The sequence below is a fragment of the Azospirillum sp. VT-I1 genome (assembly GCF_055698305.1).
The window spans coordinates 1,224,495-1,245,459 of record NZ_CP168800.1 but is presented as its reverse complement, the minus strand read 5'-3'; the positions used below and the strand labels follow the sequence as shown (position 1 = coordinate 1,245,459).

The following is a 20,965-nucleotide window of genomic DNA, read 5'->3' as shown; positions in this document are numbered from 1 at the left end:
GGCGTCACTCCGTTCCGCGTTTCTTGGCTTCGACGGTGATCGGCAGGCGGGTGTCCGCCGGCATCTCCGGCAGGTCGAGCGTCCAGCCGTTGGCGACCTTGATCCAGCCGCCCCACAGGCCCGGCTTCTCCATCTCGACGATGGGTTCCTCCAGGTCCTTCTTGGCGACGTAGATCGTGTATTGCTCGGACGCCTTGCGGATCATCACCTTCATTGCGGACACTCCATCCTTTTGTTCTGGCCTGTTGTTCTGATTGTCTTTTGCGTCAAGCGGCGACCAGCCGGGCATGCAGCGCCGGCAGTTCCGACAGGACGGCGTCCACCTCCGCCGCGGTGGTGTAGCGGCTCAGCGAGAAGCGCAGGCTGGCGGCGGCCTGGGCGCCGCTCAGCCCCATGGCGGTCAGCACATGGCTCGGCTCGTTGCCGCCGGAGGAGCAGGCCGCCCCCATCGACACGGCGATGCCGGCGCGGTCCAGCCGCATCAGCAATTCCTCCGCCTCCACGGGATGGCCGCGGCCGTCGGCGAAGCGGATGTTGCTGGTGTTGGGCAGCCGGGCGGCACCGGCGCCGTTCACCACCGCACCGGGCCAGCGGGCGAGAATGCCCTGTTCCAGCCGGTCGCGCAGGAAGGCGATCAGGTCCGCCTCGTCGAGCCACAGCGACGCCAGCGAGGCGGCGGCGCCGAAGCCGACGATGCCCGGCACATTCTCCGTCCCGCCGCGGCGGCGGCGTTCCTGATGGCCGTGGATCAGCGCATGGAAGGGCGCGCCCTTGCGGACATAGAGCGCGCCGACGCCCTTCGGCCCGTGCATCTTGTGGGCGGACAGCGTCAGGTAATCGGCGATGCCGCAATCGACCGGCACCCGGCCCGCCGCCTGCACCGCGTCGCTGTGGAACAGCGCGCCATGGGCGTGGGCGATGGCCGAGGCACCCTCCACCGGCATCAGCACGCCGGTCTCGTTGTTCGCCCACATCATGGAGACCAGCGCCGTCGCCTCCGTCACCGCGGCGGCGAGATCGACCAGCGAGGGCAGGCCGTCGCGGTTTACCGGCAGGATGGTGACGCGCCAGCCGCGTTGGCGCAGGTCGTCGAACAGGGCCAGCGTCGCCGGATGCTCCACCGCCGTGGTGACGATGTGGTCGCGGCGGTGGTCGGTCTCCTCGATGACGCGCAAGGCACCCAGGATGGCGGCGTGCGTCGCCTCGGTGGCGCTGCCGGTCATCACGAGGTCGGCCGGCTTGGCGCCGATCAGCTCGGCGATCTGCGCCTTGGCCTCGCTCACCGCGCGGCGGGCGGCCATGCCGGCGGAATGGGGGCTGGACGGGTTGGCGAACTCGCCGAACAAGTGCGGCATCATGGAGTCGCGCACTTCCGCAGCCAGGGCGGTGGTGGCGTTGTTGTCGAGGTAGATGGTCATCGAATCACCCCCTCACATCACGCCGGGAACGCCGCGCCGCGACCCGTCGGCCGGGGCGATCTCCTCCTCCAGGCAACCGACGACGGTGCCGCCGGGGAACTCCACCAGATAGACCGGCAGGCTGCCCTCCTCGGTGCGGCCGACACGGACGATCACGCCCGGCGTGCCCTTCGGCGCCAGCAGCGCGCCGTCCGGCACCTGCGGATGGCTGCCGTCGTTGAACAGGTCCTCCTGCACCGTGACCCGCAGGCCCCAGTCGTACAGCGGTTCGCGTGGCGGGATGAAACCGGGCTTGGCGGCGGCTTCGACGTCGGACATCGCGAGGCTCCTTATCGGTGGGGACCAGCTGGTTATTGGGGGTCGTTGCAATGGGCGTCGATCACCTCCAGCTCGCGCGCGCGCATGCCGACGACGACCCGTTTCTCATAAAAATCAACGGCATAGATGTAGTACATCTGCAGATAGGTCCCGATGGAGATGACGTAGCCGACATCGCCCTCGCGGATCAGGAAGTCGCCGACCGGCCGGCCGGGATAGGTCCCGTCGTTGCGCACGTCGCGCAGGGCCTTGACCTTGAAGCCCTGTTCCAGCACCGGCGGGCCGACCAGCTCGTTGGCGTCGTCGGCATTGCGGGCGCGTTCGCGGCGGTATGGGGCGGCGGCTTCTATGTCGGTCATGGCGCTGGCGCTCCGTCCGTTGATGGCTGCTAGAGGGGCGGGAGATCGTTGGCGATGGCGAGGCCGGCGGCGCGCTGGCGGGCGATGGCGCGCACCTCCTCCTCCGGGTCGTCCAGCAGGGGGCCGAGCTGTCCCGCGTCGATGCGACCGGCGACCGCGAGGCGGACCATCCAGTCGGCATCCGGCAGCAGGACGTGCAGCTTCGAGGTCGGCAGCCGTTGCGCCACCACCAGCCGCACCCGCGGGCTGTCGTCCCAGGCGAGGCTGGGCAGCCAGTCCATGGAAAGTCGGCGTGCAACCTCCACCCGCACCTCTGCGTCCTCGTCATGCATCATCGCCGGCAGCATGCCGTCGGGGATCCGGCGCACCACGCGCAGCCGCACCGAACAGTCGGGATCGCGCATCAGCGGGGCGAGGTCGGCATCCTCCAGCCGGGTGGCGACGGCGATCCGAACCTCGCGGTCCGGGTCGTCGCGCAGCTTCAGCAGCAGCCGGCGCGGCAGCCGGCGGGCCAGGACGGAGCGGACCGTCTCGTCCGGGTCGCCCATCAGCCGGGGAAGCTGGAAGATCGGGGCGAAGCGCGCGGCGTTCGCCCGAACCTCGAAATAGGGGTGGTCGAGATGGCCGGCCGACAGGTCCGGGTTCCATTCGAAGAAGCGCTGGATGCGCTTGGCGTAACGGTCCTGCACGCAGGCCTTCAGCGGCAGGCAATGGCCGGGCAGCTTGCCGCCGGCAGCCAGGGTGGTGGTCTCCGGGGAGAGCTGGCGGGCGTGGTGGTCGCAGGCGGCGCAGTCCACCGGTTCGCCGCGCCAGTCCAGGGATTCGAGGATGTCGTCGCTCATGCGCCGGCCTCCTCGAGTTCGTCCTCACGCTCATGCCGGTCGGCGACGGCGATCAGGCGGGCGGCGCCGAAACGGTCGTCGGGGTCGAGGTCGCGGACCTTGCCCAACGCCTCCCGCCCGGCGTCGAGACGGCCGGTGCGCAGCAGCAGGTAGCCGATTGCGACCAGGGCGAACAGGAACAGGCGGGGCGCCGGCTCCAGCCCGCGGAAATCGGCGGTGGCCGGGGTGACGCTGCGCCAGTCCGTATGGTTGACGCCGAGCGCGGCCATGGCGTGGCCGATCATGCGCTCGCCATAGACCAGCGCATGGTCGAGATTGGCCTTGTAGAAGTGGAACTTGTAATGGCCGAGATCGACGAGGCGATGGCCGGGGGCGACCTCCGCCGCGCGGGCGAGATGGGCGAGCACCGCTTCGCCGTCGGCATAGCTGGCGGCGGCCAGATGCAGGCAGCGTTCCGCCTCGGGCGGAAGATCCCCGCCGTAATAGCGGCGGGCGAGCCAGTCCTCATCCACCTCGTCCAGCATGGCGCGGTGCTCCTGGTTTTCCCCTCTCCCCTGGAGGAGAGGGGATCAGATCATCACGCCGGGACGCAGCAGTCGGCCGGGCAGACGGCGGCGCATTGCGGGCTGTCGAACTGGCCCTGGCATTCGGTGCATTTGGCCGGGTCGATGACGTAGGTGCCCTTCTTCAGGCTGATGGCGATGTTCGGGCACTCGGCCTCGCAGGCGCCGCAGACGGTGCATTCGGCGGACTTGATCTTGTAGGCCATGGCTCTCTCCTTCGATGATGGGATGGCTGTGGAAGGGGGAAGGGGAACGGGAGGTCAGGCGCGGCGCGCGGTCAGCGCCCCGGTGCGGATCACCGCATCCTGGCCGGCGCGGGACTGGACGGCGCCCTGGCCGAGCCGCTCCGCATAGTCCTTGAAGTAGGCCAGCGCCGATTCCTCGATGTAATCGAAGGCGAAACGGTCGACCGGCTCGATGCCGGCGTCGGCCAGCGACTTGGACGGGCAGCCGCCGATCTTGGCGACGAACACCGCGGTGCAGTCGTTGATGGCCGCCAGCACGCCGTCCAGCGTGTCGACGTCGCCCGAACCGCCCTCGCAATACTGGTCGACGCGGCGGTGGCCGACGAACTTGGCGCCGCCGGGGCCGACCTCGTAGATCTGGAATTCCTTGGCGTGGCCGAAATGCTCGTTGATGCGCTCGCCGCCCTTGGTGGCGACGGCGATCAGGATCGGATCGACCGCGGTGCCGACGCTGTCCCGCACATCGGCCTGGGCCGCGGCCTTGGAGGCGTGGCGGCCGGCGCGTTCGGCCTCGACATGCTCGCGGTAGCTGCGGCGCGCCTCGTCGTCATAGTCGATGGCGCCCATCGCCTCGATCTTCTCGGCGGTGAACTCCTCGCCGCGGTCCTCGCCCAGCAGGCCAACGGCATCGGCGCGGCACTGGCGGCAGTGGCGCATCAGCTTGGCGCCGCCTTCGCAGGCGTCCTGCACCACCTTCAACTCCTGCGCGGTGGGGCCGCGCTGGCCGTTCAGGCCGAAATACGTGCCGTGCGCCGGGTCGGAGATCAGCGGCATGATGTTGTGCAGGAAGGCGCCGCGGCTCTTCACCGCCTTGTTCACCTCCAGCAGATGCTCGTCGTTGATCCCCGGGATCATGACGGAGTTCACCTTCACCAGGATGCCGCGCGAGGTCAGCATCTCCAGCCCCAGCATCTGCTGCTCGTGCAGGATCTTGGCGGCGTCCAGCCCGGTCCAGCGCTTGTGCTTGTGGAAGATCCATGGGTAGATCTGCGCGCCGACCTCGGGATCGACCATGTTGATGGTGATGGTGACGTGGTCGATGTTGTATTGCGCGATGGTGTCCACATGGTCGGGCAGGGCCAGGCCGTTGGTGGACAGGCACAGCTTCAGGTCCGGCGCCTTCTTCTGCAGCATCTCGAAGGTGGCGAAGGTGTTCTTGCCGTTCGCCGCCAGACTGTCGCCGGGGCCGGCGATGCCGATCACCGACAGCTGCGGGATTTCCTGGGCGACGGCGAGGATCTTCTTGATCGCCTGATCGGGGGTCAGCTTTTCGGAGACCACGCCCGGCCGGCTCTCGTTCGAACAATCGTATTTGCGGTTGCAGTAGTTGCACTGGATGTTGCAGGCCGGAGCGACCGCGACATGCATGCGGGCGAAATAGTGATGCGCCTCTTCCGAATAGCAGGGGTGGTTCTTCACCTTCTCCCACACTGCCGGGTCCATGTCGGCCGGACCGTCCGACGATCCGCAGGACGACGACGAACAGCCGGACGCCGCCTCGGGCGCTGCCGGCATCGTCGCGGGCGGGGCCAGTTCCCCCAGCCCGAAGATGCTGTCGAGCGAAACCACGTTGCCCATCATCCACTCCTTCCCTGCCGTGCCGGACGACACCGTTGGACGAAGTGGAGAAAAGCAAGTTCGGGGCCAGAAGCGGAAAGCCTGACGTTACAAAGGCTTGGCAGGAATTGTCGGGATGTCGGACGCTGTCGTCATTGCGACAATGGCGGGTCCGGCGGGGGGCATTGTCGGGGTGCCGACAAAGCGGTCAGGCCAGTTCGCCGCGGAAGGCGACGACATGGTCCTGGCTCTCGTCCAGCGCCTCCGCCCCGAAGCCGATCAGGCCGCTGCCGACCAGCTTGGTCGAATCGCGGCGCAGCACCAGCGGCGGCGACCCGCCGCTGCGGATGAAGGTGCCGTTGGTGGAATGGTCGGTCAGCAGGAAGCTCTCGCGGGTGAAGTCGATCACCGCATGCTGGCGCGAGGTCTGGCGCGAGGCGATGCGCAGGCCGCTGCTGTCCTCCCGCCCGATGGTGACGCGGGGCAGGGCGCGGCTCATGGCGATCTCCTGCCCGCGGTAGGACAGGTGCAGCGTCACCATGGCGGCACCGGCCTCCGTCACCATGGAGAAGCCGAGCGTGGTGCTTTCGATGGCATCGTCGGCATCGTCGGCGCCGCGGACCCGGTGGACGCGGATCGGTGCCGTCTTCCCCTTCATGGCGACGTTGTTCAGCGGCTTGGTCCGGTCGCGCAAGCCGGGGGACAGGCCGTCCACCAGCGCCTGGGTCACCAGGATTTCGCCCTGCCGCGCGATCTGCTGCACCCGCGCGGCGACGTTGCAGGCGTCGCCGTACAGGTCGCCCACCCCTTCGATCACCGCGCCGTGATGGATGCCGACGCGCAGCCGCAGGCCGTGCCGGTCCTGGCTGTCGATCATCGCGCAGGCGGCGCGGACGCTGTCGTCGCAGGCCGGGAAGGCGGCCAGCAGCCCGTCGCCCAGGCTTTTGATCACGCCGCCGTGATGCTCCTCCACCAGAGCGCGCAGATGCGACAGCACCTGCTGCGTCAGCGCCGCGGCGGTGGCGTTGCCGATGCGCTCGTACAGCATCGTGCTGTCCGCGATGTCGACGAACATCAGGGCGAGGGGTTTCTCAAGCGAGGGCAAGACGGAAATCCGTTCGATCGGAAAGATGCCATCGAACCGAAGGCGCGGCAGGGTAGCACGAAACCGCGGCGAAGCGCGACCGGGCTTGGGCTTTCGGAGTGTCGAACGTCAGGACGGTGCAGCTTTGCCGGCAAGACCGACACGGGTTTCACGGATCAAAACACGGATTTCACGGATGTGGCGTTACCTCGGTTCTTATCATTCCGGGGTCGCCGGATAATGGTAAGATCAATGGAAAATCCGTTCAATCCGTATTCCAATCCGTGAAATCCGTGTTGAAATTGTTCGCATGGCAAAAGGCCGGTCATCAACCGGCCGCCCTTAGAACCTCTTGATCTCGATGTTGTACTTGCGGAGCGCGTAGCTCACCTGCCGCGTCGTCATGCCCAGCAGGCGGGCGGCCTTGGCCTGGACCCAGCCGGTGCGCTCCATCGCCCAGACCAGACGGTCGCGCAGGGGGCCCGATTCCGGTTCGTCCAGCGGCAGGTCGGGAGCGTCGGCGTGCTGCGGTGCCGGGGCGGAAGGAATCGCAGCGGCGGCGGCCGCCGGCTGGGGCGTGGGCAGGGGAGCGATGGCGGTCGGCGGCAGCGGTTTCGACGCGCCGCAGACCGGCGCCGGACCGGCGGAACAGCCCGACGCGCAGGCCGGCCATTGTGCCCCGTTCGCCGCCCCGTTCATCGGTGCCGGAACCGCAGGCGGCATGCCGGCATTGGTTGCCGGCTGCGGGCGTCCCAGGGCCGGGTTGGCGCCGGATGGGTTGGTCGGGGTGCCGCTCATCGACGGCGCCAGCCCGCCGACCGCCGCCCCCATGGTGCGATACTGGAACAGCACCGAGGAGTTGCAGAGATTCATGCTGCAGGAGAGGTCGGGCACGCGGATGGTGCCGTTGCGGCATTGGGTCGCCGCGCGCTCGATGCAGTTTTCCAGCTCGCGCACGTTGCCGGGCCAGGTGCAGCGGTTCAGCACCTCCAGCGCGTCATGGTCGATGTCCAGGGCGAGGCCGTTGTCGCGACCGAACTTGGCGACGAAATGCTTGGCCAGCATGGCGATGTCGCCGCGCCGTTCGCGCAGCGGCGGCAGGTGGATCGTCACCACGTTGATGCGGAAATACAGGTCGGCGCGGAACTTGCCGTGGCCGACCGCCTCCTCCAGGTTCAGGTTGGTGGCGCAGATCAGGCGGACGTCGGTCTTGATCGTCTTCGATCCGCCGACCCGCTCGAACTCCTGTTCCTGCAGCACGCGAAGCAGCTTGGCCTGGAAGTTGGAGGAGATGTCGCCGATCTCGTCCAGGAACAGCGTGCCGCCCGACGCCAGCTCGAACCGGCCCTTATGGTCCTTCTGGGCGCCGGTGAATGACCCTTTCTCGTGGCCGAACAGCTCCGATTCCAGCAGCGATTCGGGCAGGGCGGCGCAGTTGACGCGGATGAAGGGGGCGTCCTTGCGCGGCGACAGGTTGTGGATGGCCCGCGCGATCAGTTCCTTGCCGGTGCCGCTCTCGCCGCGGATCAGCACGGTGGACTTGAAGGGCGCCACCCGGTGCACCTGGGCCAACACGTCGACCATGTTGGGGCTGGTGCAGACCACGTCGTTGACCGGCGCCACCACCGGGCGCAGTTCCTTCTGGACGCGGAAAGTCTCGCGCATCATGAAGCGCCGCTCCTCCGCCACCGTCCGGTGCAGGCGCACGGTCTGGCCGATCAGGTTGGCGACCATGGTCAGGAAGCGGACGTCGGAGCCGAAATTGCCCTTCGGTCCGTCGTCGGAGATGCGGTCGATGGTCAGCACGCCGACGACGGTGCCGGCCGCCTTGATCGGAACCCCGACCAGCGACGCCACCTGTTCGTCCAGGTCGTCGCGCCCGCCGGATCGGTTGTTGAACAGCGGCTCCTCGGCCAGATTGGGGACGACGGCCGGCATGCCGGTCTTCAGGATGCGGCCGCTGATGCCCTCGCCCTGGCTGTAGTCGATCTCCTGCGCGGTGGAATCCTTGGGCAGTCCCAGCGCCGCGACCAGACGCAGCGCATTGTCCTCTCCCTGGAGGTAGACCCGGCCGCGGTGCATCTGCAGCTGATAGGACAGGGCGCGCAGTACCTCGCGCAGGGTCTGTTCCAGATCCAGCGACGACCCGAGGATCTTGCTGACCTCGTAGATCGTCAGCAGCTCGAGACTGGAAGATGACGCGGACTGGGCAGCACTCGGCATGATCGATCCCCTCGCTCGGCTTGGGACCGGCCCACGCGCCGGACTGAGCGGTCCAGGCGTCGCAATGCATCGGGTCCCGGCGTCAGCGCCTTGATCCGTCCCTCCCGAAACCCGCGGCGACCGTTGGTCCGGCCACGCCGTTCATGTCCTGCTTTATTGATGCCCGTCTTCCGGGCCAGGGCCGGCTGCCACCCGTTCGTACGCTGCCGGCCGGTGGAAAGTGTCTGTGACTACTCGCCGAAAGGCAAGACTTTTTGCATAGATTCTGTTGCGCCGCACAATGGGCTTGGCGACTTGACTTGACTTGGAGGCCGGCGGCCGGCGGCAGGAGCGGCGCGCACGGGTATCGGCAAGGGCATCGCGGCAAGGGCATTGTGCCGCCGGACCGAGGGGGGATCTGCCAAGGGGCGGTCCGTCAGACGGTGCAACCGCTTCCGCGGATCACCGTGACGGTTCAGACGCCGATGCGTGTCCTGAACCCTCCGGTGAACCGCGGAAGCACAACCTTCGCGACGTGCGTTACTCGGTCTGGGCCGAGGTGACGCCGGTGTTCTTGTTCCACTTCAGCGTCAGCTTGGAGATCTGGCACAGGTTCAGCCCGTCCCACACCGCCGACTCGCCGTCGTCATAGACGACCTTCATGTCCCACTTGCAGGTCTTCTCAGCCTTGGCGAAGGCGACTTCGAAGTATTCGCCGTCGTTCAGGACGTCACGGCCGAGGATGTCTTCGTCCCAGCTGTTGTTGTTCGTCTCCGACACGTAGATGTGCTTCAGCGGATAGCCGGTCTTGTTGACGATCGTGAAGTCCTGCTGGCCAGCGAGCGCCGCGCCGTGCATCAGGAACAGGGAGGACGCAACAAGCAGGGCCTTGGCGGCGACGTTCTTCAAGATGATCTCCGTTGGGGAAAAAAGGTTTGTGTCGAATGTTGGGCATTGCAATCGAGAGGCGTCAACAGGCGAGTTAATCCAAAAGTTAAGTACGACCCTAAACGATCTTTTCTTTTTGCGGCCGGAAACAAAAATGCGGCCGGTCTTCGGTTACATGCCGGCAACGATGACCGGCAACCATTCATTGCTTGTGATGTGGATCTCGGCACGCAATCCGAATAGCCGGGCGGCAGCCGCCGCTGCGCCGTTTGCAGGTTGCAAGAGGCCAATGGTCGCAAGCGTTTGGCGCGTTGGGAACTTTGTCGCGGCGCACACGATATGGTACATGATGAAAACCGGCATCGGACGCCGGGCAAGATCATGACCAAGTTCTGGACCGCAGCCGGTCCCGCCGGGGCGGTCCCAATCCAGGGGAAGGAACAACGCATGTCGGGATTCAAGGACGCGCCGCCGGATGACCGGTCGGAGATGACTCCGGAGCAGGAAAGCGCCATCCGCATCGTCGCCAACAACCTGCACCGCCTGAACGACGCCGTCGTCAAGGCGGTCGAGGCCGGCGTGACGGTGGAGTTGATGCGCACCGCCCGTTACCACAACGAAACCGGCAACTGGGGCGACCAGCTCACCCCGGTGATCCGCCCGGGCAAGTGAGCGCGTCCGGCCCAGCCGGCCGGAACCTCAGCGAAAAGGCCCCATCCGTCCAGCGGATGGCGGCCTTTTTCGTATGCCGATAAAATTCCACCGATGACGGAAGAAAGGGTGGCCGGCGGCGGCGGCGGCTACAAACTTCCTGGGCATTCCGCCATCGATGCGAGGCCCAGCCATGCCGTCACCCGACCCCGACCGGCGCGCAGCCGCAAGCCGTGAACAGACCGACTTCCGCAACGACCCCGACGATGCCTCCCCGACGCCCGGCGACCTGAACGCCATGTGGAGGCTGCACCGCCTGGAACAGCCGACCTTCGACGACTTCACCCGCGGCCTTTGCCTGGGTCTCGTCTGGTGCATGGCGATGTGGACGCCGATGTTCGTCAGCGCCCTGACCTGACCCCGGCGGGCGCCGCCGGGTTCAAACGCCGAACCTACGGATTGGCCAGCGCCCTGATTCGCGCTGCCAGCTGATCGGGCGTGAAGGGCTTGGCCAGTACCGAGGCGGTGTCCGCCCCCATGGTCGCCAGTGACTCCGGGCTGTAGCCGGACGCCAGCAGGACGCGCAGCTGCGGCCAGCGTTCGCGGATGTGACGGGCCAGATCGATGCCCGACACGCCGCGGGGCATGACGACGTCCGACACGACCAGATCGAACTCGCGGTCGGTCTCCAGCAGCTCCATGGCCGCCACGCCGTCCTCCGCGGTCTCCACCGTGAAACCCTCCTGGGTCAGCCCTTCCACCGTCGCCATCAGGACCAGCGGATTGTCCTCCACCACCAGGATGCGCAGCGGGCGGTGGACCGGTTCCGGCGCGTTCGGGGCGGGGGGCGGTTCCGGCGGCTTCGCCTCGGTCAGCGGCAGGTCGATGCGGACGCGCGTGCCTTCGCCCGGCCGGCTGTCGATGGCGGCGTTGCCGCCGGACTGGCGGGCGAAGCCGTAGACCATCGACAGGCCGAGCCCGGTGCCCTTGCCGACGCCCTTGGTGGTGAAGAAGGGATCGAAGGCGCGGGCGATCACGTCCGGCGGCATGCCGGCCCCGGTGTCCGACACCTCGATGCGCGCGCTGCGGGGCTCCGGTCCCGGCGACGCGGCGATGCGGATCCGTCCGCCGCCGGGCATGGCGTCGCGGGCGTTCAGCACCAAATTCAGCACCGCCATTTCCAGCTGGACCGGATCGACGGCGACCGCCATCGGCACCAGCGCTATGTCCCATTCCAGCGCGATATCGGCCCGGACCGACCTTTCCAGCAGGTCGCCCATCCGGCGCAGGCTGTCGCCCAGATCGACGACGGTCGGATTCACCGCGTCCTGGCGCGAGAAGGACAGCAGCTGGCGGGTCAGCTTCTCCGCCCGTTCCAGCGCGGTGTTGGCGCCGGTCAGGAAGCGCTGCCCTTCCGCCGGCAGATGGCGGCCCAGCAGATGTAGATTGGCCATCGCCGCGGTCAGCAGGTTGTTGAAATCGTGGGCGACCCCGCCGGTCAGCTGGCCCAGCGCCTCCATCTTCTGGCTCTGGCGCAGGGCCTCCTCCAGCCTTTCGCGGTTGCGCACCTCCTCCGCCCAGCGGCGCACCGCCGCGTTTTCGGAGGCGGCGCGGCTGTAGGCCAGCCAGGCGATCAGCGCGAGCGCCAGCGTGGCCGGGGCGACGAAGGCGCCGTCCAGCGCCATATTGCGCCACCACGACCGGGTGATCTGCGCCTGGTCCAGCCCATAGACGACATAGACCGGGAAATCCCCGACCCGCTTGTAGGCGAACACGCGGGCCAGCCCCTGCACATGGCTGTTGTCGGTGCGGAACAGCCCCTCGGCAGGCTGCTTGCGGATTTCCTCGCGCAGGCCGCGGTCCGGCGGCAGGGTTGGGAACGCCGCCGGCCCCTGCCGTCCTTCCAGCGGCGGATAGCGCATCAGGATCACGCCGTCGTCGCGGATCAGCGAGATGGATTCGCCCTCGGTGCCGATGACCTGCCGGTAGAAGCTGAAGAAATAGTCGGGATTGACGATGGCGGCGATGATTCCGTCGAAGCTGCCGTCGGGGCCGCCGGGGCTGCTTCGGCGCCGGCTGATGCCGAAGGTGGCCCGGCCGGTGCCCGCATCCGCGATCGGTCCGGCGATCAGCAGGCCGGCGTCGCTCTCCCGCTGCTCCTGGAAATCGGCGCGGTTCCCGATATGGCTTTTGCGGGACGGGAAGACGCGGCTGGAGTTGCGCACGATCCCGTCCGCATCGGTCAGACCGATGGCGCCCACCTGCGCCAGCTCCCCTGTCAAGGTCCGCAAGTAGCGGTGCAGCGATTCCGATTCGGCGATCTCGCTCCAGCTGCGGCCGTGGATGCGCTCGTCCACCCGGTCCAGCACCTGCGACATGGTGTCGAAGACCTTCAGCACATGTTCGTGCAGGATCAGCGCGTTCTTGCTGGCATTCCGCTCCGCCTCCTCCTGCGCTTCCCAGCGTTCGCGCCATCCGATGCCGGCGAACAGCACGAGCGGCAAAGCCACCGACACCGCCAGCAGGAGGCGAAGCAGCCGCAGGGAGCCCCTGCGGTCGGTCCGGCTTTCGGGGCTGCGAAGGAGCATCACCATCCAATATTGGGAAAGGCCGAGGGACGTCGCACGGGCGCCGTCCCCATCACCTTGGACGATGCACTGAAGCCGGGGCAACTCCGACTTCCGGCAGGGCGAACCTTACGATTCGCAGGTGCAGGCGCGGGGGAACCGTCCCTCCGTCCAGCGGCGGCGGCGGATGTCCGAGTCCTCTTCCCCCTGGCGCGGCATGCCGCAGGCGGCGCCCAGCCGGTCGCGGAGATGATCGAGATGGGCGTTGGTCAGGATGGCGATGCCGGCGAAGAAGGGCTCCCGGCAGCGGGTGGCGACCCGGCTGCAGAAATTCGGCACCCAGCGCAGCGGATGGCGGTCGAGGAAGCGGACCGCGTCGGCCGTCCGGCCGCGGTCGAGCAGGGCGGCCAGCAGCGCCAGTTCCGCCGCGACATGGTCGTCGGGCAGTCGGTCGAACGGCGGGCGGCGCAGTTCCGTCTCCAGCCCCGTCCGCCAGCGCTGGAGCGAGGCGGCGGCGTCGGACCGGACCCGCTCGTCCAACCACGCCGCTTCGGTCGGGCAGGCGCGCAGGTCGCCGCCATGATGGATGGCGGCGAAATCGGCGGCCAGCGGGCCGAGGCTGCGGCGGGTAATCCGGTCGGGCAGGTCGCTCACCACCTCGTCCACCAGGGCGGCGGCCTGCAGGGCGTCGTCACGGTCAAGCGCCAGCGGGCCGCGGCCGACCGGGCTTTGGCGCAGCGCCGCCAGCTGGGCCGGCGTCGGCTCTTCCGCATGGAAGCGGGCGAGGCGGCGCAGGGCCTCGGCCGAGTCGCACAGTCCCGGCTCTTCCCGACGGAGATCCGCGGGCGCGGCGGCGGCGCCGTCCCGGCAGGGGGTGCTTCGGCCGTTCCAGGACGCTTGGCCGTTTCGAGAAGCATGCTCTCCACGCTGTTCCTCCCGGCAGTCGGGCCTGACCGGGCGTGTGCCGGAACCGGGCCGCATGGGAACGCTGCACGAATGGGCTTCGTGTCTTGTCGATGTCTTGGTTTGATGTCCGTCGGCGGCCGGCTGGCGGTCCGAACGTTTGCGCGATCTTGTTCGTTGTCTTTACTACCAGCGGGACGGTCCATGGTCAACGCGGCCGATCGGCAGGGGCATGGGCAAGGGGCATGTGCAGCACGGCGGGCATGGGCATAGGCCGGCGATTGCCTTGCGGCGCGGTGTCCGGCCATATCGCCGTGTCGAAGTGTCCCACCCCCTGCGAGGAGCCCCGGCCATCATGCCGCTTCCCCTTATCGAACAGGACGCCGCCGCACCGGAGGTGCGCGCCGTCTACGACGACATCAAGGCGACGCGCAACGTCCCCGACGTGAACAATTTCTGGAAGATGATCGCCCACCACCCGCCGACCCTGGCGCGGACCTGGGACAGCCTGAAGGAGGTGATGGCTCCCGGCGCGCTGGACCCGCTGGTGAAGGAGATGATCTTCGTCGCGGTCAGCGTCACCAACAACTGCCAGTACTGCATCCGCTCCCACGAGGCTGCGGCGCGCCGGCTGGGCATGACCGATGCGCAGTTCGGCGAACTGATGGCGGTGGTCGGCATGGCGAACGAGACCAACCGCCTCGCCGTCGGCTATCAGGTGGAACTGGACGAGCGGCTGAAATGACGCTGCCTCAGGCGGCCCGCTTCCGCGGCCGGGCCGCCGTTTCATCCAAAGGCTTCTGCACACCGATCTCCGAGCGCTGCTCCAGGCGACGTTGCGGAAGTCCGTTGATCAGGTCGCTGCGGACGGTGAAATGGGCGATGCTGCGTCCGTCCCCCAGCTCTTCGCTGGCGATGCGCTCCACCCGCACCTCCACGTCCCAGCCGATCTTCGCCCAGGCTTCCCGGATGCGGCGGGCCAGCTCGCGGGCGCCGCGCTCGCTGAAGCCGTCGAGCCGCCCGCCGCAAGGGCCGGGATGGAAGCGGGGGTAGAGCTGGGGCATGGCCGTTTCTCCTTGGCTGGTCGGTGCGCCGGGCGTGTCCGGCGGTCCGTGCAGCCAAGGAATAATCCAAATTGGATTATATGAGCCAGCGAATGCCGATACCGGATCGGTATAGCCTCAGGGCTCCTGCAGCCCGACGACGGTGTGCAGGGTGTCGAGCTCTTCCAGCGGAACGGCAAACTCGCGGTCGGCCGGCTGGTATTCGCGCAGCACCACGGCCTCGGCACCGCGGCGCACGAACTCCTTCACCAGCACCGCCTTGTTGCGCTTGACCACCACCACACCGGCCCCCGGCGCCGGCGGCTTGTGCGGGTTGACGTGCAGCAGCTGCGCCGGCCGGAAGCGCGGCATCATCGATTCGCCGACGACATACATGGCGTAGGGATCGCGGGCGTTCTTCAGGTAATCGGGGCGTGCGATCCAGTCGATCGGCCCATCCTCCAGGAACATCTCCTGGTCCACCCCGCCGCGCGCCGCCGCCCGCACCGGCATGGATGCGGCCGCCTGGGCTTGGGTGCCGACGGGCGGGGTGCGCAGCAGCGGCGGCATCGCCGGCCGTGCCGGGCGCGCCGCCACGGGGGCGGCCGGCAGGTCGAGGCCGAGCAGGACTGCCGGTTCCACGCCCAGCGGCTGGGCGAGCTTGACCGCCCAATCGACGGTCATCTTGCGCTGGCCGGTCTCCAGCTTGTTGATCTGGGGCTGGGAGGTGCCGGCCAGCTCGGCCAGCTTCTCCTGGCTCAGCCCGGCGGCTTGCCGCAGTTCGCGCATGGTGGTCATGGACCGTTCATACCAAAACGGCTTTGGAAAGTCCAATGCTGCGGAATAAATCCAGTTGCGCGCAGAAGCCGGCCTGGTCTAAACCATTGCGGTATGACGCTTGATGACTGGCTCACCCGGACCGCAACCAAGGAAGAGGCCTTCGCCGCCCTGATCGGGACGAGTCAGGCCACGGTCAACCGTTACCGCCATGGCCGCCGGGTTCCCCGTCCCGCGGTGATGGCCCGCATTGCCGCCGCGACCGGTGGGCAGGTGACGGCGAACGACTTCCATGGGCTGGCGGGTGAGGGCTGATGACGGAAGGCGCACAACAAAAAAGGCCCTCTCCCACCGGGAAAGGGCCTTTTCCGTGAAGTTGCCGCTGTTACGAGAACAGGCTCGACACCGACCGCTCCTCGCTGATGCGCATGATGGCTTCGGCGAGCAGGGGGGCGATGGTCAGCTGGCGGATGTTGCGCGACACGCGGACCGCCTCGGTCGCCTGGATGCTGTCGGTGGTGACCAACTGTTCCAGCGGGGAGACGGCGACGCGGGCAACCGCACCGCCGGACAGCACGCCGTGGGTGCAGAAGGCATGGACCGACTTGGCGCCGGCTTCCATCAGCGCGACGGCGGCGTTGCACAGAGTGCCGCCCGAGTCGACGATGTCGTCCAGCAGGATGCAGCGGCGGCCGTTGGCGTCGCCGATGATGTTCATCACCTCCGACACGCCGGCGCGCTCGCGCCGCTTGTCGATGATGGCCAGATCGGCGTCCAGGCGCTTGGCCAGCGCGCGGGCGCGAACCACGCCGCCGACGTCCGGCGACACGATGGTGACCTCGCCGATGTTCTCGAAGGACTGGCGGATGTCCTTCTCGAAGACCGGGGCGGCCATCAGGTTGTCGGTGGGGATGTCGAAGAAGCCCTGGATCTGGCCGGCGTGCAGGTCCATCGTCAGCACGCGGTTGGCGCCGGCCTGGGTGATCAGGTTGGCGACCAGCTTGGCCGAGATCGGCGTACGCGGGCCGGTCTTGCGATCCTGCCGGGCATAGCCGTAGTAGGGGATGACCGCCGTGATGCGCCGGGCCGACCCGCGCCGCAGCGCGTCAATCGTCACCAGCAGTTCCATCAGGTTGTCGTTGGCCGGGAACGAGGTCGACTGGACGACGAACACGTCCTCGCCGCGCACGTTCTCCAGGATCTCGACGAACACCTCCATGTCGGAGAAACGGCGCACGCTCGCTTTCGTCAGCGGCACGCCGAGACAGGTGGAGATCGCCTCGGCCAGCGGACGGTTGCTGTTGCCGGCAAGCACCTTCATCGGGGTCGGCTCTCTTTGCAGGGAAACGGCTCAAGGCACGTCCGCCGCTCGCGCGCCGCCGCCCCTTGAAAACGGGGCGGACCATAACAAAGGGGCGTGCCCATGTAAACGTTCGATGACGGTAGGGTCTTTCCCCATTGGGGAAGGCCGCCCTGCGCGGGCGGCATGACCGTGGCGTTGAAGCTGTCCGTTCGGGGGGACTCAGTTCTGCAGGACGATGGCCGAAAGACCGCGTCCGTAATCCGGTTCACCCCGAAGGCAGGAGCGGCGGTAGCTGAAAAAGCGGTCCTCCTCCGCCACCGTGTCGTTGGGGCAGCGCTGGATCACCGTGACGCCGGAGTCGCCCAGCCGCCGGGTGACGTAGGCAGCCAGATCGAACAGGAAATGGCCGGGTTTGCGGGCCGGGGCGAAATAGTCGCGGTTGCGCGGGTCCTCCTCCTCGAACGGGGCGGGGAACTCCGGCCCCACCTCGTAGGAGCGCTGGGCGATGCAGGGACCGATGCAGGCGACGATCCGGTTCGGCTTGGCGCCAAGCTCCACCATGCGGGCGACGGTCGCCTCGATGACGCCGCCCTTGGCGCCCTTCCAGCCGGCATGGGCGGCGCCGATGACGCGGGCCTTGCTGTCGGCGAACAGCACGGGCGCGCAGTCGGCGGTCAGGATGCCCAGCGCGATCCCCGGGCTGCGGGTCGCCATGGCGTCGGCCTTGGGCGCCGTCTCCGGCGTCCACGGCTCCTCCACCACCACGCAGGTCGGGCTGTGGACCTGATGGCAGGTGACGAGGTTTTCGGCCGCGACTTCCAGCCGGGCCGCTGCGCGGGCACGGTTCTCATGCACCGCCGCGGCTGAGTCGTTGGAGCCCAGCCCGCAGTTCAGCGAGGCGTACAGTCCGGTGGACACCCCGCCGGTGCGGGTGAAAAAGGCGTGGCGGATATGGGTGATGTCGTTCAGCGCGCCGAGTGTGATCACGAACGCCGTCCTTCCCTGTTCAGTGGCCCCCGCATGCCCAACAGGGCAGGAAGCCGCGATGCACGGTCCGCCCGGTTTGGTTCGGGGGCGGTTCCGGTGCTCTTGCCTCTAACCGGTTGTCTGCGCTTGCGCCGTCAGAAGCCCGCCGGCGGGGTATCGTCGGCGAAGGCTCCGGGCGTGGCCAGCGCGACCAGCTTGAACAGCCTGCCCATTTGCGCAGGATCGATCAAGCGGTCCATCGCACTTCGGATATCCTTGGCCTGTGCCGGGGTAGCCTTGGCCGCCAGGGACGATGCCCGTTGGTGGATGCCCAGGCGGGTCAGCCAGTCCCCCTGTTCGACCGGGCCGAAGGACTGGGCGCCGCCCTCCCGCGCCGCGGCGGCGATGCCGGCGAAATCGACATGCGCGGTCAGGTCGGCTTCGCCCGGCGCCTCCAGCACCGGGGCGAAGGCATGGCGGCGCAGTGCCTGCAGCGTGTCGCCCACCGCGGGGCCGTGGGCATAGCCGTAATCGATCACCAGCGCCGCGCCGGGGGCGGCGGCCAGCCGGGCGCCGATCAGCCGCGCCACCGCCTGCGAGGCGGGGGAGACCTCGACCACGCTGCCGTCCGGCGCATCGCGGAGCGCATCGGGCACCAGCCGGCTGCCGGAACTGCCGAAGGCCTCCAGCACGAAGCGGAAGCGCGGGTCGGAGTCGGTGCTTTCCGGCTCCAGGTCCACCAGCCGTTCGAACCAGCCATGGCCGGTCTTCTGCACCTGACGGATCGGCAGGGCGTCGAAGAACTCGTTGGCGATCAGGATGGTCGGGCCGTCCGGCACATCCTCCAGCCGGTCGTGCCACTGGATGGCGTCGCCGAGGATGGGCTGAAGCGTCCGGCGCTGGCGCTCGCGCAGGGCCGGGCTGGTCTCCACCAGATGGACGGCGGCGTTGTCGCGGAACAGCGGCAGCACGGCCGCGGCCCGCAGCAGGTCGGCCATCAGCGTGCCGCGGCCGGGGCCAAGCTCCACCAGATGGAAGGGGCCGGGGCCGCCAAGCCGCGCCCAGCTGTCGACGCACCACAGCCCGACCAGCTCGCCGAACATCTGGCTGATCTCGGGCGCGGTGGTGAAGTCGCCGCCGCTGCCGAACGGGTCCTGGCGGATGTAGTAGCCGAGCCGCGGGTGGCCCAGCGCCTCCGCCATGAAGGCGCCGACGCTGATCGGGCCGTCCAACAGGATGCGGCGGGCCAGCAGGCGGGCCAGCGTCTCGGCACCGGTGTCTTCGGGTCCCGCGTTCTCTTCCCCCGCCATGGCGTCAGGCCGGGATGGCGTGGCGCCGGCCGCGCAGGACCAGCCACAGGCCGACCGCGACCATCGGCAGCGACAGCAGCTGCCCCATCGTGGCCCCGGCGAACAGGAAGCCCAGCTGCGGGTCGGGCTCGCGGAAGAACTCCACGATGATGCGCGACACGCCATAGCCGATCAGGAACAGCCCGCCGACGGTGCCCGGCCGGTTGCGCAGCGCCGGGCTGCGGATGGCGATGGCCAGCAGGATGAACAGGACCACACCCTCCAGCGCCGCCTCGTACAGCTGGCTGGGATGGCGCGGCACCTGCAGCGGATCGCGCGGGAACACCATGGCATAGGCGAAATCGGGCGCCGCCCGGCCATAAAGCTCGCCGTTGATGAAGTTGGCGATGCGGCCGAAGAACAGGCCGATTGGCGCGCAGGCGGCGATGATGTCGCCGAAGACATAGGGCGAGATGCCGCGGCGCCAGCAGAACAGCCCGATGGCGGTCAGCACGCCGACCATGCCGCCATGGAAGGACATGCCGCCGTGCCAGACCTGCAGCGCGTCCAGCGGGTTTTCCAGATAATAGGGCAGGTTGTAGAACAGCACATAGCCCAGCCGCCCGCCCAGGATGGTGCCGATCACCGCCCAGGTCAGGAAGTCGTCGAACTCCTCCGGCTTCGGCCGCCGGTCGGGATCGAGCCGCGCCAGCCCCAGGCAGTAGCGCCAGCCCAGCACGAAGCCGGCGAGATAGGCCAGCGCGTACCAGCGGACGACGACCGGGCCGACGGAAAAGGCGACCGGATCGATGGTGGGAAAGGCGACGACTGGCAGGGCGGCGAACATGGGAACTCCGGTCAGCGATACGGGTCTGGCTGCGACAGGAAATCCTGCACATAGCGCCGGACACCCTCTTCCAGCTCGGTGAAGGGCTGGTCGAACCCGGCGGCGCGCAGGCGATCCGTCGTCGCCTGCGTGAAATATTGGTATTTGCCGCGCAGATGCTCGGGCATGTCGAAGTACTCAATCCGGGGAGGCAGCCCCAGTGCCGCGAAGGTCGCCAGCGCCAGATCCTTGAAGCTGCGCGCCTTGCCGGTGCCGACGTTGAACAGGCCGCTGACCTCGGGATGGTCGTACAGCCACAGCATCACCGCGACGCAATCGTCGACGTAAATGAAGTCGCGCAGCTGGCCGCCGTCCTCGAAGCCGTCCTTGTGCGACTTGAACAGCCGCGCCGGCTGGCTGGCCGTCAGTTGCGGATGCAGCTTGGCGACCACGCTCATCATGTCGCCCTTGTGGGCCTCGTTGGGGCCGTAGACGTTGAAGAACTTCAGCCCGGCCCATTGCGGCGGCAGGAGGTCGCCGGTGGCGACCGCACGGGCGATGCGGCGGTCGACCAGATGCTTGGACCAGCCATAGGCGTTCAGCGGCCGCAGCCGCGCCAGCCCGTCGCAGGACCCGTCATCGTCGAAACCGGCGGACCCGTCGCCATAGGTAGCGGCGGAGGAGGCGTAGATCAGCCGGCAGCCGCGCCAGGAACACCAGCGCCACAGGTCGAGCGTCAGCGCGACGTTGTTGGCGACGATCTTGTCGACGTCCCGCTCGGTGGTGGCGGAGACGGCGCCGAGATGGAAGACCGTGTCGATCTCGGCGGCATGCTGGTCGAGGAAGGCGAGCGTCTGCTCGGGCGGCACCAGCGTCGCGACCTCGCGCTTGGCGAGGTTCTGCCACTTCTCGCCGTCGCGGAAGCGGTCGACCACCGCCACGTCGGTGATGCCGCGCGCGGCCAGCGCCGCGACAAGGTTGGACCCGATGAAGCCGGCCCCGCCGGTGACCACGATCATAGCGCTGTCCGCTGTTGCTCGACGCGTTTCGTGGGGACTTATAGGCGGGGAGGGGCTTGGGGGCAAGGTTGGGGGAGTGCGGGCGGGCGATGCCCCCACCCTGACCCTCCCCGCTTTCAGCGGACCTATGGTCCGCCTGCCGCGT

The 20,965-nt window shown here is 68.3% G+C and carries 24 protein-coding genes; 4 read left to right on the top strand and 20 right to left on the bottom strand.

Annotated elements, in window-relative coordinates; translation table 11 throughout:
- Positions 1-4 precede the first annotated feature (4 nt).
- The 11 genes from nifT to AB8P05_RS05965 form a co-directional block, all read right to left on the bottom strand.
- A complete protein-coding gene (nifT, locus tag AB8P05_RS06015; RefSeq protein WP_111066911.1) occupies positions 5-214 on the bottom strand; it encodes a putative nitrogen fixation protein NifT in 210 nt (69 codons plus the stop codon).
- A gap of 52 nt (positions 215-266) precedes the next feature.
- On the bottom strand, positions 267-1,418 hold the full coding sequence (locus AB8P05_RS06010; RefSeq protein WP_472759175.1) for a cysteine desulfurase family protein: 1,152 nt from the start codon (positions 1,416-1,418) through the stop codon (positions 267-269).
- A 12-nt stretch (positions 1,419-1,430) separates the two neighbouring features.
- A complete protein-coding gene (locus tag AB8P05_RS06005) occupies positions 1,431-1,736 on the bottom strand; it encodes a nitrogen fixation protein NifZ (RefSeq protein ID WP_014248516.1) in 306 nt (101 codons plus the stop codon).
- 32 nt (positions 1,737-1,768) lie between these two features.
- Positions 1,769-2,095, bottom strand: a complete 327-nt coding sequence (locus AB8P05_RS06000) for a nitrogen fixation protein NifZ (protein WP_455172335.1) — start codon at positions 2,093-2,095, stop codon at positions 1,769-1,771.
- Positions 2,096-2,124: 29 nt separating this feature from the next.
- On the bottom strand, positions 2,125-2,937 hold the full coding sequence (locus AB8P05_RS05995; RefSeq protein WP_472759174.1) for a 4Fe4S-binding leucine-rich repeat protein: 813 nt from the start codon (positions 2,935-2,937) through the stop codon (positions 2,125-2,127).
- Positions 2,934-3,461 (bottom strand): hypothetical protein, encoded by a 528-nt coding sequence (locus AB8P05_RS05990; protein WP_472759173.1) that lies wholly within the window; start codon positions 3,459-3,461, stop codon positions 2,934-2,936. Before AB8P05_RS05990 ends, AB8P05_RS05995 begins: the two co-directional genes overlap by 4 nt.
- Before the next feature lie 53 nt (positions 3,462-3,514).
- On the bottom strand, positions 3,515-3,706 hold the full coding sequence (locus AB8P05_RS05985) for a 4Fe-4S dicluster domain-containing protein (protein WP_014248512.1): 192 nt from the start codon (positions 3,704-3,706) through the stop codon (positions 3,515-3,517).
- 54 nt (positions 3,707-3,760) lie between these two features.
- Positions 3,761-5,326, bottom strand: a complete 1,566-nt coding sequence (gene nifB, locus AB8P05_RS05980; RefSeq protein WP_472759172.1) for a nitrogenase cofactor biosynthesis protein NifB — start codon at positions 5,324-5,326, stop codon at positions 3,761-3,763.
- 184 nt (positions 5,327-5,510) lie between these two features.
- Complete coding sequence (locus AB8P05_RS05975) at positions 5,511-6,377, bottom strand: adenylate/guanylate cyclase domain-containing protein (RefSeq protein ID WP_472759171.1); 867 nt, start codon at positions 6,375-6,377, stop codon at positions 5,511-5,513.
- Positions 6,378-6,728: 351 nt separating this feature from the next.
- Positions 6,729-8,609, bottom strand: a complete 1,881-nt coding sequence (gene nifA, locus AB8P05_RS05970; RefSeq protein ID WP_472759170.1) for a nif-specific transcriptional activator NifA — start codon at positions 8,607-8,609, stop codon at positions 6,729-6,731.
- Positions 8,610-9,128: 519 nt separating this feature from the next.
- Positions 9,129-9,497 carry a hypothetical protein gene (locus tag AB8P05_RS05965; protein WP_472759169.1) on the bottom strand — a complete coding sequence of 123 codons (369 nt, stop codon included), beginning with the start codon at positions 9,495-9,497 and terminating at the stop codon, positions 9,129-9,131.
- A 426-nt stretch (positions 9,498-9,923) separates the two neighbouring features.
- Between AB8P05_RS05965 and AB8P05_RS05960 the strand changes: the two genes are divergently transcribed.
- Both AB8P05_RS05960 and AB8P05_RS05955 read left to right on the top strand, forming a co-directional pair.
- The gene (locus AB8P05_RS05960; RefSeq protein ID WP_455172327.1) at positions 9,924-10,148 is read left to right on the top strand and encodes an SMc00767 family acetate metabolism repressor; all 225 of its coding nucleotides are present in this window, start codon (positions 9,924-9,926) and stop codon (positions 10,146-10,148) included.
- Between the two features lie 172 nt (positions 10,149-10,320).
- The gene (locus tag AB8P05_RS05955) at positions 10,321-10,545 is read left to right on the top strand and encodes a hypothetical protein (RefSeq protein ID WP_472759168.1); all 225 of its coding nucleotides are present in this window, start codon (positions 10,321-10,323) and stop codon (positions 10,543-10,545) included.
- Positions 10,546-10,579: 34 nt separating this feature from the next.
- On the opposite strand, the gene AB8P05_RS05950 is transcribed toward AB8P05_RS05955, so the two are convergent.
- Together AB8P05_RS05950 and AB8P05_RS05945 are read right to left on the bottom strand one after the other, a co-directional pair.
- Entirely contained in the window at positions 10,580-12,715 is a 2,136-nt protein-coding gene (locus AB8P05_RS05950) for an ATP-binding protein (RefSeq protein WP_472759167.1), read from the bottom strand.
- A 108-nt stretch (positions 12,716-12,823) separates the two neighbouring features.
- Positions 12,824-13,675 carry a TorD/DmsD family molecular chaperone gene (locus AB8P05_RS05945; RefSeq protein ID WP_472759166.1) on the bottom strand — a complete coding sequence of 284 codons (852 nt, stop codon included), beginning with the start codon at positions 13,673-13,675 and terminating at the stop codon, positions 12,824-12,826.
- Positions 13,676-13,952: 277 nt separating this feature from the next.
- Between AB8P05_RS05945 and AB8P05_RS05940 the strand changes: the two genes are divergently transcribed.
- A complete protein-coding gene (locus AB8P05_RS05940) occupies positions 13,953-14,342 on the top strand; it encodes a carboxymuconolactone decarboxylase family protein (RefSeq protein WP_472759165.1) in 390 nt (129 codons plus the stop codon).
- 7 nt (positions 14,343-14,349) lie between these two features.
- On the opposite strand, the gene AB8P05_RS05935 is transcribed toward AB8P05_RS05940, so the two are convergent.
- Both AB8P05_RS05935 and AB8P05_RS05930 read right to left on the bottom strand, forming a co-directional pair.
- Positions 14,350-14,661, bottom strand: a complete 312-nt coding sequence (locus tag AB8P05_RS05935; RefSeq protein WP_472759164.1) for a hypothetical protein — start codon at positions 14,659-14,661, stop codon at positions 14,350-14,352.
- A 117-nt stretch (positions 14,662-14,778) separates the two neighbouring features.
- Positions 14,779-15,438 carry an XRE family transcriptional regulator gene (locus tag AB8P05_RS05930; RefSeq protein ID WP_472759163.1) on the bottom strand — a complete coding sequence of 220 codons (660 nt, stop codon included), beginning with the start codon at positions 15,436-15,438 and terminating at the stop codon, positions 14,779-14,781.
- A gap of 93 nt (positions 15,439-15,531) precedes the next feature.
- Here AB8P05_RS05930 and AB8P05_RS05925 point away from each other — a divergent pair, with 93 nt between their 5' ends.
- The gene (locus tag AB8P05_RS05925; protein ID WP_109105773.1) at positions 15,532-15,732 is read left to right on the top strand and encodes a helix-turn-helix domain-containing protein; all 201 of its coding nucleotides are present in this window, start codon (positions 15,532-15,534) and stop codon (positions 15,730-15,732) included.
- Between the two features lie 70 nt (positions 15,733-15,802).
- On the opposite strand, the gene AB8P05_RS05920 is transcribed toward AB8P05_RS05925, so the two are convergent.
- The 5 genes from AB8P05_RS05920 to rfaD form a co-directional block, all read right to left on the bottom strand.
- Complete coding sequence (locus tag AB8P05_RS05920; protein WP_014248495.1) at positions 15,803-16,738, bottom strand: ribose-phosphate pyrophosphokinase; 936 nt, start codon at positions 16,736-16,738, stop codon at positions 15,803-15,805.
- 201 nt (positions 16,739-16,939) lie between these two features.
- Entirely contained in the window at positions 16,940-17,707 is a 768-nt protein-coding gene (gene pgeF / locus AB8P05_RS05915) for a peptidoglycan editing factor PgeF (protein ID WP_472759162.1), read from the bottom strand.
- A 134-nt stretch (positions 17,708-17,841) separates the two neighbouring features.
- Positions 17,842-18,996 carry a class I SAM-dependent methyltransferase gene (locus AB8P05_RS05910; RefSeq protein ID WP_472759161.1) on the bottom strand — a complete coding sequence of 385 codons (1,155 nt, stop codon included), beginning with the start codon at positions 18,994-18,996 and terminating at the stop codon, positions 17,842-17,844.
- 4 nt (positions 18,997-19,000) lie between these two features.
- A complete protein-coding gene (gene lgt, locus AB8P05_RS05905; protein ID WP_455172319.1) occupies positions 19,001-19,822 on the bottom strand; it encodes a prolipoprotein diacylglyceryl transferase in 822 nt (273 codons plus the stop codon).
- An 11-nt stretch (positions 19,823-19,833) separates the two neighbouring features.
- Positions 19,834-20,820: an ADP-glyceromanno-heptose 6-epimerase gene (rfaD, locus tag AB8P05_RS05900; RefSeq protein WP_472759160.1), complete on the bottom strand. Its 987-nt coding sequence runs from the start codon at positions 20,818-20,820 to the stop codon at positions 19,834-19,836.
- Positions 20,821-20,965 lie beyond the last annotated feature (145 nt).

Excerpts from the sequence above, each read along its gene's own strand:
- nifT (WP_111066911.1), bottom strand. The coding sequence starts at position 214 with ATGAAGGTGATGATCCGCAAGGCGTCCGAGCAATACACGATCTACGTC.
- AB8P05_RS06010 (WP_472759175.1), bottom strand. The coding sequence starts at position 1,418 with ATGACCATCTACCTCGACAACAACGCCACCACCGCCCTGGCTGCGGAA.
- AB8P05_RS06005 (WP_014248516.1), bottom strand. The coding sequence starts at position 1,736 with ATGTCCGACGTCGAAGCCGCCGCCAAGCCCGGTTTCATCCCGCCACGC.
- AB8P05_RS06000 (WP_455172335.1), bottom strand. The coding sequence starts at position 2,095 with ATGACCGACATAGAAGCCGCCGCCCCATACCGCCGCGAACGCGCCCGC.
- AB8P05_RS05995 (WP_472759174.1), bottom strand. The coding sequence starts at position 2,937 with ATGAGCGACGACATCCTCGAATCCCTGGACTGGCGCGGCGAACCGGTG.
- AB8P05_RS05990 (WP_472759173.1), bottom strand. The coding sequence starts at position 3,461 with ATGCTGGACGAGGTGGATGAGGACTGGCTCGCCCGCCGCTATTACGGC.
- AB8P05_RS05985 (WP_014248512.1), bottom strand. The coding sequence starts at position 3,706 with ATGGCCTACAAGATCAAGTCCGCCGAATGCACCGTCTGCGGCGCCTGC.
- nifB (WP_472759172.1), bottom strand. The coding sequence starts at position 5,326 with ATGATGGGCAACGTGGTTTCGCTCGACAGCATCTTCGGGCTGGGGGAA.
- AB8P05_RS05975 (WP_472759171.1), bottom strand. The coding sequence starts at position 6,377 with ATGTTCGTCGACATCGCGGACAGCACGATGCTGTACGAGCGCATCGGC.
- nifA (WP_472759170.1), bottom strand. The coding sequence starts at position 8,609 with ATGCCGAGTGCTGCCCAGTCCGCGTCATCTTCCAGTCTCGAGCTGCTG.
- AB8P05_RS05960 (WP_455172327.1), top strand. The coding sequence starts at position 9,924 with ATGTCGGGATTCAAGGACGCGCCGCCGGATGACCGGTCGGAGATGACT.
- AB8P05_RS05955 (WP_472759168.1), top strand. The coding sequence starts at position 10,321 with ATGCCGTCACCCGACCCCGACCGGCGCGCAGCCGCAAGCCGTGAACAG.
- AB8P05_RS05950 (WP_472759167.1), bottom strand. The coding sequence starts at position 12,715 with ATGCTCCTTCGCAGCCCCGAAAGCCGGACCGACCGCAGGGGCTCCCTG.
- AB8P05_RS05945 (WP_472759166.1), bottom strand. The coding sequence starts at position 13,675 with ATGCGGCCCGGTTCCGGCACACGCCCGGTCAGGCCCGACTGCCGGGAG.
- AB8P05_RS05940 (WP_472759165.1), top strand. The coding sequence starts at position 13,953 with ATGCCGCTTCCCCTTATCGAACAGGACGCCGCCGCACCGGAGGTGCGC.
- AB8P05_RS05935 (WP_472759164.1), bottom strand. The coding sequence starts at position 14,661 with ATGCCCCAGCTCTACCCCCGCTTCCATCCCGGCCCTTGCGGCGGGCGG.
- AB8P05_RS05930 (WP_472759163.1), bottom strand. The coding sequence starts at position 15,438 with ATGACCACCATGCGCGAACTGCGGCAAGCCGCCGGGCTGAGCCAGGAG.
- AB8P05_RS05925 (WP_109105773.1), top strand. The coding sequence starts at position 15,532 with ATGACGCTTGATGACTGGCTCACCCGGACCGCAACCAAGGAAGAGGCC.
- AB8P05_RS05920 (WP_014248495.1), bottom strand. The coding sequence starts at position 16,738 with ATGAAGGTGCTTGCCGGCAACAGCAACCGTCCGCTGGCCGAGGCGATC.
- AB8P05_RS05910 (WP_472759161.1), bottom strand. The coding sequence starts at position 18,996 with ATGGCGGGGGAAGAGAACGCGGGACCCGAAGACACCGGTGCCGAGACG.
- lgt (WP_455172319.1), bottom strand. The coding sequence starts at position 19,822 with ATGTTCGCCGCCCTGCCAGTCGTCGCCTTTCCCACCATCGATCCGGTC.
- rfaD (WP_472759160.1), bottom strand. The coding sequence starts at position 20,820 with ATGATCGTGGTCACCGGCGGGGCCGGCTTCATCGGGTCCAACCTTGTC.